Source organism: Sphingomonas sp. CCH9-E2 (assembly GCF_001557215.1).
GTDB lineage: Bacteria > Pseudomonadota > Alphaproteobacteria > Sphingomonadales > Sphingomonadaceae > Sphingomonas.
In genome coordinates this window covers 1-8,420 of the sequence record NZ_LSJM01000291.1, presented here as the reverse complement: position 1 = coordinate 8,420, position 8,420 = coordinate 1, and the positions used below count along the sequence as shown (strand labels likewise).

Annotated in this window: 11 protein-coding genes; 8 read left to right on the top strand and 3 right to left on the bottom strand. The window is 66.3% G+C overall.

The features are described from left to right. Positions 1-20 precede the first annotated feature (20 nt). A complete protein-coding gene (locus AX681_RS21465) occupies positions 21-278 on the bottom strand; it encodes a hypothetical protein (protein ID WP_075152905.1) in 258 nt (85 codons plus the stop codon). Positions 279-374: 96 nt separating this feature from the next. Continuing rightward, complete coding sequence (locus tag AX681_RS13545; RefSeq protein WP_075152906.1) at positions 375-770, bottom strand: hypothetical protein; 396 nt, start codon at positions 768-770, stop codon at positions 375-377. Between the two features lie 202 nt (positions 771-972). Here AX681_RS13545 and AX681_RS13540 point away from each other — a divergent pair, with 202 nt between their 5' ends. The 7 genes from AX681_RS13540 to arsH all read left to right on the top strand — a co-directional run bounded on the left by AX681_RS13540 (position 973) and on the right by arsH (position 5,017). Further along, the gene (locus AX681_RS13540; RefSeq protein WP_066573158.1) at positions 973-1,338 is read left to right on the top strand and encodes a hypothetical protein; all 366 of its coding nucleotides are present in this window, start codon (positions 973-975) and stop codon (positions 1,336-1,338) included. A gap of 70 nt (positions 1,339-1,408) precedes the next feature. Continuing rightward, entirely contained in the window at positions 1,409-1,762 is a 354-nt protein-coding gene (locus tag AX681_RS13535; protein ID WP_066573156.1) for an ArsR/SmtB family transcription factor, read from the top strand. Then, entirely contained in the window at positions 1,759-2,280 is a 522-nt protein-coding gene (locus AX681_RS13530; protein WP_066573155.1) for an arsenate reductase ArsC, read from the top strand. Before AX681_RS13535 ends, AX681_RS13530 begins: the two co-directional genes overlap by 4 nt. Then, a complete protein-coding gene (gene arsC, locus AX681_RS13525; protein ID WP_066573153.1) occupies positions 2,270-2,701 on the top strand; it encodes an arsenate reductase (glutaredoxin) in 432 nt (143 codons plus the stop codon). Before AX681_RS13530 ends, arsC begins: the two co-directional genes overlap by 11 nt. Beyond that, positions 2,698-3,780 (top strand): ACR3 family arsenite efflux transporter, encoded by a 1,083-nt coding sequence (arsB, locus tag AX681_RS13520; protein ID WP_066573151.1) that lies wholly within the window; start codon positions 2,698-2,700, stop codon positions 3,778-3,780. The genes arsC and arsB overlap by 4 nt, the downstream gene beginning before the upstream one ends. After that, positions 3,777-4,214 carry a GNAT family N-acetyltransferase gene (locus AX681_RS13515; protein ID WP_066573149.1) on the top strand — a complete coding sequence of 146 codons (438 nt, stop codon included), beginning with the start codon at positions 3,777-3,779 and terminating at the stop codon, positions 4,212-4,214. Before arsB ends, AX681_RS13515 begins: the two co-directional genes overlap by 4 nt. Beyond that, positions 4,211-5,017, top strand: coding sequence for an arsenical resistance protein ArsH (gene arsH, locus AX681_RS13510; protein WP_082737996.1), 807 nt, complete (start codon positions 4,211-4,213; stop codon positions 5,015-5,017). The genes AX681_RS13515 and arsH overlap by 4 nt, the downstream gene beginning before the upstream one ends. A gap of 175 nt (positions 5,018-5,192) precedes the next feature. Here the strand turns inward: arsH and AX681_RS13505 are convergent, their stop codons facing one another. Further along, positions 5,193-6,485 (bottom strand): tyrosine-type recombinase/integrase, encoded by a 1,293-nt coding sequence (locus AX681_RS13505; protein WP_066573147.1) that lies wholly within the window; start codon positions 6,483-6,485, stop codon positions 5,193-5,195. A gap of 352 nt (positions 6,486-6,837) precedes the next feature. Here AX681_RS13505 and AX681_RS13500 point away from each other — a divergent pair, with 352 nt between their 5' ends. Then, positions 6,838-8,202: an alkaline phosphatase PhoX gene (locus tag AX681_RS13500; RefSeq protein WP_066661154.1), complete on the top strand. Its 1,365-nt coding sequence runs from the start codon at positions 6,838-6,840 to the stop codon at positions 8,200-8,202. Positions 8,203-8,420 lie beyond the last annotated feature (218 nt).

The following is an 8,420-nucleotide window of genomic DNA, read 5'->3' as shown; positions in this document are numbered from 1 at the left end:
CCGCCCCGCCGGCATCGGACTCAGCTAGGCTCGCCGCGCGAGGGCGCCATGCAGCCGGTCGCGTGCGTCGCCATCATCGCGCAGTCGCACGATGCCGCCGGTGTGGCGTCGGCCACCCAGACACGGCGCGGCGGCGCAATCGGCGCGCGCGGCCCGAACTGGGGCTGGGGGCGCCATTCGTAATGACCGGAGGCGGCAGGCGGGTTCGCGGCCTGGGCGGCGGCGGGCAGGATCGTGGCCGCGGCGAGTGTCGCAGCGAGACAGGCAAATCGAGTCATCGGTGTTGTCCTTGAACTGAATTTCGGAGTGGCACGGCGCGGTGCGCGAAGGATCGAAACGATCCATTCAGGCGCGACGCGACGCGGGTCTCGAAGTCAGATCAGGACTGTGGGCGGCTCGGGTTCGGGGCCGTAGGACCGCCCGGCAAGCGGCGCGATATAGGTCGGCAGGAACGGGATCGGCATGGCCGGCGAGAGGGTGGCAGGCGCCGGGCCGTCGCCAAGCAGGACGGGGATGGTGCAGCCCATCTGTGCGATACAGGCGAGCGTCAGCCCCTTGCACGGCTGCGGTCCCTTTTCGGGGGGCTGCGGCTGGGCCGGTGTCATCATCTCGGCGCAGTCCATGCCAGCCATGGCATGGTCGGCCATCGCCATTGGCTGTTCGACCGCGGCCGGTTTTGCCAGCCCCAAACCGTAGGCGAACGCCGCCTGCGCACCGAACATGCCGGTCAGGGCTCCCGCGAGGAGTAGCAAGGCGAGCAAGCGTTTCACGCGATCAGATCCTAGTCGATCTCCGAGGCAGCGACAATCGGTATGACGACGGCCGCCCGGATTGTCCGATCCTCGACCGGTCGGGGAGCGCTTAGGCCCTTCGATCCCGACGCCATTTCGGCAATTGCAAATTCCATATTTCCACAATAGTGGAACTACAGAATCGATTCGCGTAAAGCTTCTTCACGCACGGGAGGATTGGATGACAGGGTTGATCGCGTCGACCGCATTCCTGCTGCTCGTCGCAGCGCCTGCACAATGGGAACCACCCGAGGAAGTGCTGCAAGTACGTATCAACGGCAAAGGCGATTGGGCGGTGCGTTGTGCGTTTCAGGACAGCAGGGGCAAGGCTGTGATCAAGGAAGCACGGCCGGGCACCGACAGGCTGCATCTGAACCGGCCCGCTAGCGGCACCTGCACCTATCGGGCAGCGCCTGACAGACCGATGACGATCCGCCTCAAAAGCGCGTTGTATCGGTGCTCCCTGCCCGGTCCCGAACCCAAGACCTGCCAGCAAACCTTCCCGGCAGGCACGTGGGGTCAATTTCAAATCCAGAGCCGGGACTGATCGCATGGTGGTGGCGGCGAACGGCGCGACGGAGATTTGTCGGATTCGACATTTCCGCTACAGGCGAAACATGGAACTGAAAAATGCCGTCGCCGCCCTGTCCGCGCTCGCCCATGAGGCGCGCCTCGCTGTCTTTCGCATGCTCGTTCAGGCAGGTCCCGAAGGGCTCGCCGCTGGCGAGATCGCGCGGCGGCTCGACGTGCCGCCGAACACGCTTTCGTCCAATCTCAACATCCTGTCGCACGCGGACCTGATCGAGAGCAGGCGCGATGGCCGTTCGATCATCTACACCGCGCGCTACGCCAACATGACCGAGCTGCTCGAGTTCCTGATGCAGGACTGTTGCGATGGTTCGCCTGAGATTTGCGCGCCACTCGCCAGCGTTGCGATCAGCAGCCGCTGCATTCCCGAAGGTCAAGCATGAGCGGGCGCATCTACAATGTCCTGTTCCTGTGCACCGGCAATTCGGCGCGCTCGGTTTTAGCCGAAAGCGCCCTGAATAAGCTCGGGGCTGGACGCTTCCGGGGCTTTTCGGCCGGCAGCCATCCCAAGGGCGAGGTTCATCCTGCCGCTCTCGAATTGCTGCAATCGATCGATTATCCGGTCGAGGGATTACGCTCGAAGAGCTGGGACGAATTCGCCGGGCCCGGCGCGCCCGAGATCGATTTCATCTTCACCGTCTGCGACAATGCCGCAGGTGAAATCTGCCCGGTCTGGCCGGGGCATCCGATCACCGCGCATTGGGGAATCGACGATCCGGCGCTTGTCGAGGGCGATGGCCAGCGCGACGCGTTCAGGCAGGCACTCTATTATCTTTCCAACCGCATCTCGCTGTTCCTCGCGCTGCCGCACGAAAGCCATGACCGCATGGCGCTAACCGGAAAACTCCGCGCGATCGGGCGCGGCGAAGGCGCAACCAAGGCGAGTAGACATGGCGACTGACATCATCATCTATCACAATCCCGAATGCGGGACGTCGCGCAACACGCTGGCGATGATCCGCAATGCCGGCATCGAGCCGCATGTGATCAAATATCTGAAGACCCCGCCCGCGCGCGCCTTGCTCGAGCAGTTGATCGATCGGGCCGGGCTGACGCCGCGCGCGCTGCTGCGCGAGAAAGGCACGCCCTATGCCGAGCTGGGCCTGGGTGACGGGGCGCTGTCGGACGAAATCCTTGTCGATGCGATGATGGCGCATCCGATCCTGATCAACCGCCCGCTCGTGGTGAGCCCGCTCGGGGTCCGGCTGTGCCGCCCCTCCGAGGCAGTGCTCGACATTCTGCCGGCGCCGCAGCAGGGCGCCTTCGCCAAGGAAGATGGTGAGCGGGTCGTCGACGAAGCCGGCAATCGGATCCCGGCATGAGTAGCGGCATTGTGGCGGACGCGCCGGCCGCAGCACCGGCGCGCGCCGGCATCGGCTTCTTCGAGCGCTGGCTGACACTTTGGGTTGCGCTCTGCATCGTTGCAGGAATCGCGCTCGGCGCATGGGTGCCGGGTGTGTTCGCGCGGATCGCGGCGGCCGAGGTCGCACGGGTCAACCTCGTCGTCGCAGTGCTGATCTGGCTGATGATCGTACCGATGCTGCTCAAGATCGACTTCGGTGCGTTGGGTTCGGTGAAACAGCATTGGAAGGGCGTCGGCGTCACCCTGTTCATCAACTGGGCGGTCAAACCCTTCTCCATGGCACTGCTCGGCGCTGTCTTCATCGGCTGGCTGTTCGCGCCGCTGCTGCCGGGTAGCCCGTCCGACTATATCGCAGGCCTGATCCTGCTCGCCGCCGCGCCGTGCACCGCAATGGTGTTTGTCTGGTCGAATCTGTGCGACGGCGAGCCCAATTATACGCTGAGCCAGGTCGCGCTCAACGATCTCATCATGGTGTTCGCCTTCGCGCCGCTGGTCGGACTGCTGCTCGGCGTCGCCTCGATCACGGTACCCTGGGACACATTGTTGCTCTCGGTCGTACTCTACATCGTCCTGCCGGTGATCGCGGCGCAGTTGCTGCGCCGGGCCTTGCTGACAAGCGGCGGCCAGCCTGCGCTCGACAAGCTGCTCAGGGCGCTGGGGCCCATCTCGCTCTCGGCCCTGCTCGCGACGCTGGTGCTGCTGTTCGGCTTTCAGGGCGAGCAGATCCTGTCGAGGCCGCTGGTGATCGTGCTGCTCGCGGTACCGATCATCATCCAGGTCTATTTCAATGCCGGGCTCGCCTATTGGCTGAGCAAGAAGCTCGGAGTCGCCTGGTGCGTCGCTGCGCCAGCGGCATTGATCGGCGCCTCCAACTTCTTCGAGCTGGCGGTGGCTGCGGCGATTTCGCTGTTCGGACTCAACTCGGGCGCGGCGCTCGCGACCGTGGTTGGGGTGCTCGTCGAAGTGCCGGTCATGCTTTCGGTCGTCGGCATCGTGAAGCGCACGCGCGGGTGGTATGAGGCGGGCGCCGCGGCATGACCGACCTGGTGTTCTTCGCGGTACCGCGCGGCGGCTACGACATTTTGCGCAGGGCGCTCGAAGAGGCTGAGCTTCCCACAATCGACCTCGAGCAGCCCGGCCGCCTGTTCTTCGGCCTGTCCGACGCGGCAGGCCCGATCGGCTATGTCGGGCTGGAAGGCGACAGCGCCGACCGGCTACTGCGCTCGCTGGTGGTGCTGCCCAGCCGCCGCGGCGCAGGGCACGGTACAACGCTCGTCCGCGAGCTCGAGACGATCCTGCCTGGGGAGGTGACGCGCCTCCATTTGCTCACCGACTCGGCCGCCCCCTTCTTCCGGCGGCTCGGCTTTGCCGATGCCGACCGAGCCGAGGCGCCGCCCGGCATCGCCGCCACTGAACAACTCGCCTCGCTCTGCCCAGCGAGCGCTTCGTATCTCGTGAAGGACATGCAATGAGCCGGGTTCGCGTACTCTGTGATGCCGATCGTTTCCCCGCCCTCGATCCATCCTATGTGATCGCCCGGCCGGCACTGGGTCTCGGTGCCGACCAGTCGCCGCCGCGCATCCTGTTGCTCTACGGATCGCTGCGCGAGCGCTCCTTCTCGCGCTTCGCAGTCGAGGAAGCCGCGCGCCTGCTCCAGCTGTTCGGCGCTGAGACGCGGATCTTCGACCCCTCCGATCTGCCGCTGCCCGATCAGGTCCAGGGTGACGACCATCCCGCTGTCCATGAGCTGCGCGAACTGTCGATGTGGTCCGAAGGGCAGGTCTGGTGCAGTCCCGAACGCCATGGGCAGGTCTCGGGCATCATGAAGGCGCAGGTCGATCATTTGCCGCTGAACATGGGCGGCATGCGCCCAACCCAGGGCCGCACCCTCGCCGTCATGCAGGTATCGGGCGGCTCGCAGTCGTTCAATGCTGTCAACACGCTGCGCCTGCTCGGCCGCTGGATGCGGATGTTCACCATCCCCAACCAGTCGAGCGTGGCGATGGCGTACAAGGAGTTCGACGAGGCGGGCCGGATGAAGCCGTCGAGCTATTACGACCGGATCGTCGACGTGATGGAGGAGTTGGTCCGCTTCACGGTGCTGCTCCGGCCGCAGGCCGACCAGCTCGTTGACCGCTATTCCGAGCGCAAGCAGGCCGACCGGGTGATCGATCCGGCCACCGACCTCTCGGCGATCGCACTCGGCCAGGGTTGTGGCCGCCTGGGGGATAAGGCGCTCGATCTTTCGTGCGGGGCCGGCAAGCCGGTCGGCTAGCGCTTACGGTGCGGCATGGAGATGGGCCGCGAGATCGATCGGCGTCGGTGGGATCGATCGGCGCGCTTTGGTCGAGCGCGTGCCTGCCGGCTTCCATCTTCGTTGGCATGCCGGTGCCGTGCGAGCATGGCGATGCGGTATGACGCGTCTGGCGGCTGGCCGTCCTATGCCTGTCTCATGCCGCGATCGGCATCAGCGGCACCACCGCTCGCGCGACCAGTTCGTCGAGCCCCTCGGTGATCCAGCGCGAATAATGCCGCTCGATCATCGCGACCGAGGTGTCGTGGAGAGCGGCGACCAGCCGGATCGGCAGCCCGGCGCGCAGGCCGCGCACGATCGAGGAGTGACGCAGGCCATAGGGGATGGTCGCGGCGGGTAGTCCGGCCGCTGTGACGGTGCGCTTCCACATCCGGGTCATCTCGGACGGCGCGCTCCAGGGGCCGCGATCGACGCGCACCCATTCCATCGGGCCGGTCTGCCTGTGGCGCCAATGCTCGAGCAGCGGCGCCGAGAGCGTCCTGCCCTCGGTCACCGGCCGGAGTGCGGCGAGGATGTCCTGCCCGACCTGGACACGGATATATTGGAGCTGGCGCTTTCTGCCCTTGAACGACTGCGGGATCATCAGCCGCGCTTGTTCGGCCTGAACGTCGCCGACGGTCATGCGGGCAAGCTGCGAGAAGCGCGCGCCGGTGGCGGCCAGCAGCGCGACCAGCCGCCCGAAATCCTCCTCGAGGCGAAGCGCCGCGGCGACGATGCGGCGGACTTCGTCGTCGCTGAGGATCTGGTTGTCGCGCGCGACGGTGATCAGCACTTCGGGCGCATCGATCTTGAGCCCGTATTTGATCGTGGTGGGCAGGTCGGCGGGCAGTGCCTTGCGGTGCTCGACGAACGCGGCATTGAGCGCGGCTTTCAGATCGTTGACGACGCGCTGGATGCTCGCGGGTTTCTTGCGGGCAAGGCGCAGCTGCCAGGCGCGCAGGTCGCTTTCGCTGAGGCAGGCAAGGGTGACCGAGGAGAGCTTCTCATCCTCGAGCACGAAGCGGTTGAGCTTGTAATGCGCGTCGGAATTGAGGGTGCGGCCGGCCTGGCTCGAGCGGCGAGCGTCGCGCATGGCGACATAGGTGCGGGTCGCGTCGCCGACGGTCATGGCGGGATCGCTCGCGCTGGAAGCGGGTCCGTTGGTCTCGATCTCGATCCAGTGCAGCGCCGCGTCGAAGGCCTGTTTGTAGCTGAGGATGTCGCGGCCATTGGCGTCGCGCAGGTCGTCGGCTTCGCCAAGCGTGCCGGTGACATAGGCTTGCGTGTCGGCGCAGTGATAGCGGGCGATCCAGGCGCCTTTCAATTTGCCGCGATAATAGCCGAGAAACTGGCCTTGCGAGAGCTGGCGCCAATAGGGGCGCTTGCGGGGCAAGAGCCGCGCGCGGGCGGTGCGGTCCTGTATCCGGACTTCGACGGCGGTACGGGCCATAAGACAAGCGGGACTCGATTATTTCTCTCTTATCCTAGCCGGATTTGCCGGGATCGGCAAGGACGACTTATCTCTAACTATCTGTAATCATTGACGTCCAGGAACGTCCGAACACGTTTTGTTCTATGGCTTTCACGGCTGAAACACGGGTTCGATTCCCGTAGGGGTCACCACGCGACCATTATCGCGTTGCATTGGCTGCATCAGGCGTCTCACCCGTTCGAATTCGCAGTCCAAGGGCACGCGCCGCTCCTGGGTCGGCGCGCAAGCGCGCGTGGCGCATCGCCTTTCAATATGGCATTTCTGACACCGGTCGGTGGCGGAACGCAGGCGCATCGCCTAAAAGCATCCCATGAGTCTGACATCCGGTCGCCGCGCCTTTACCTTCGGCCTCGCTGCAAGCGCCTTTGCCGGTCTTGCGCGCGTGCCCACCCTTGCCGCAGCACCGACTGCGCCAGGTTACGGTCCGCTGCGCGCCGACCCCGCCGGGCTGCTCGATCTGCCGCAGGGGTTCAGCTACCGCGTCATCTCTCAGCTGGGCGACGCGATGGATGACGGCTTTGCCGTCGGCGACCGCGCCGATGGCATGGGCTGTTTCGCGATCGACCGCCGCCGCGTCGCGCTGGTCCGCAACCATGAGCTGCAGGTCAAGCATCAGAAGACCGGCCCGTTCGTGCGCGGCGAGGCGACGCGGATCGCCACCTATGACCGCGACAATGACGGCCGCCCGCTCCCCGGCGGCACCAGCACGCTGATCTACAACCTCGCCACCGGGCGGGTCGAGCGGCAGCATCTCAGCCTCGTCGGCACGATCCGCAATTGCGCGGGCGGCACCACCCCTTGGGGCAGCTGGCTGACGTGCGAGGAAGACATGACCCGCGCGGGCACGGGCGTGGGCAAGGATCATGGCTGGATCTTCGAAGTCCCGGCGCGCGCACGCGGCCTGGTCGACCCGGTCCCGCTCACCGCGATGGGCCGCTTCAATCATGAGGCCGCCGCCGTCGATCCGCGCACCGGCATCGTCTATCTCACCGAGGATCGCGAGGACGGGCTGTTCTACCGCTTCCTCCCCGACCGCCCCGGCCAGCTAGCGCGCGGCGGGCGGTTGCAGGCGCTCGGCCTGCGCGACCGGCCCGAGTGCGGCGACACGTCGAACAAAGGCCGCCGCGACATCGGCGTCGGCGCGTGGAAGGCGGCGCGCTGGATCGACCTCACCGACACCGATGCGCCCGACCACGATCTGCGCCTGCGCGGGCACAAGGCGGGCGCGGCGCGCTTCGCACGCGGCGAAGGCATCCATTGGGGCGATGGCGAGTGCTATTTCACCTGCACCTCGGGCGGGGCCAAGGCGCTGGGTCAGGTCATGCGCTACCGCCCCTCCCCGCGCGAAGGCCAGCCGGGCGAGTCGGATGCGCCGGGCATGGTGCAGCTGTTCGTCGAATCCACCGATCCGACGATGTTCAACTATGGCGACAATCTCACCGTCGGCCCGAACGGCCATCTGATCGTGTGCGAGGATCAATATACCGACGTCACCGACAATCATCTGCGCGGTGTGACGCCGGACGGCGCGCTCTACCCGGTCGCGCGCTGCCGCGTGCGGACCGAGCTGGCGGGTGCGTGCTTCTCGCCCGACGGGTCGACGCTGTTCGTCAACATCTACAGCCCGACCAAGACGCTCGCGATCACCGGGCCGTGGCGCAGCGCGGTCGCGTAAGCGCTCTTGCCGCCTCGCCTGAAGAGGCTAGGCTGGGGCGATGATCGCACTCGCCCTCGCCCCGCTCCTCCTCGCCACCACTCAAGCGGCCGCGCCCGAACCCGATGCCGCGACCCGCGCGCGGGTTGAGCGGGTCCTCAGCCAGGCCCCGGTGATCGACGGACATAACGACCTCGCCTGGGAATTGCGCACCGCCTATGACAGCGCGGTCGAGGCGG

What these genes read in the sequence shown, in the direction of transcription:
- AX681_RS21465 (WP_075152905.1), bottom strand. Translation starts at nt 278, where the DNA reads ATGACTCGATTTGCCTGTCTCGCTGCGACACTCGCCGCGGCCACGATC.
- AX681_RS13540 (WP_066573158.1), top strand. Translation starts at nt 973, where the DNA reads ATGACAGGGTTGATCGCGTCGACCGCATTCCTGCTGCTCGTCGCAGCG.
- AX681_RS13535 (WP_066573156.1), top strand. Translation starts at nt 1,409, where the DNA reads ATGGAACTGAAAAATGCCGTCGCCGCCCTGTCCGCGCTCGCCCATGAG.
- AX681_RS13530 (WP_066573155.1), top strand. Translation starts at nt 1,759, where the DNA reads ATGAGCGGGCGCATCTACAATGTCCTGTTCCTGTGCACCGGCAATTCG.
- arsC (WP_066573153.1), top strand. Translation starts at nt 2,270, where the DNA reads ATGGCGACTGACATCATCATCTATCACAATCCCGAATGCGGGACGTCG.
- arsB (WP_066573151.1), top strand. Translation starts at nt 2,698, where the DNA reads ATGAGTAGCGGCATTGTGGCGGACGCGCCGGCCGCAGCACCGGCGCGC.
- AX681_RS13515 (WP_066573149.1), top strand. Translation starts at nt 3,777, where the DNA reads ATGACCGACCTGGTGTTCTTCGCGGTACCGCGCGGCGGCTACGACATT.
- arsH (WP_082737996.1), top strand. Translation starts at nt 4,211, where the DNA reads ATGAGCCGGGTTCGCGTACTCTGTGATGCCGATCGTTTCCCCGCCCTC.
- AX681_RS13505 (WP_066573147.1), bottom strand. Translation starts at nt 6,485, where the DNA reads ATGGCCCGTACCGCCGTCGAAGTCCGGATACAGGACCGCACCGCCCGC.
- AX681_RS13500 (WP_066661154.1), top strand. Translation starts at nt 6,838, where the DNA reads ATGAGTCTGACATCCGGTCGCCGCGCCTTTACCTTCGGCCTCGCTGCA.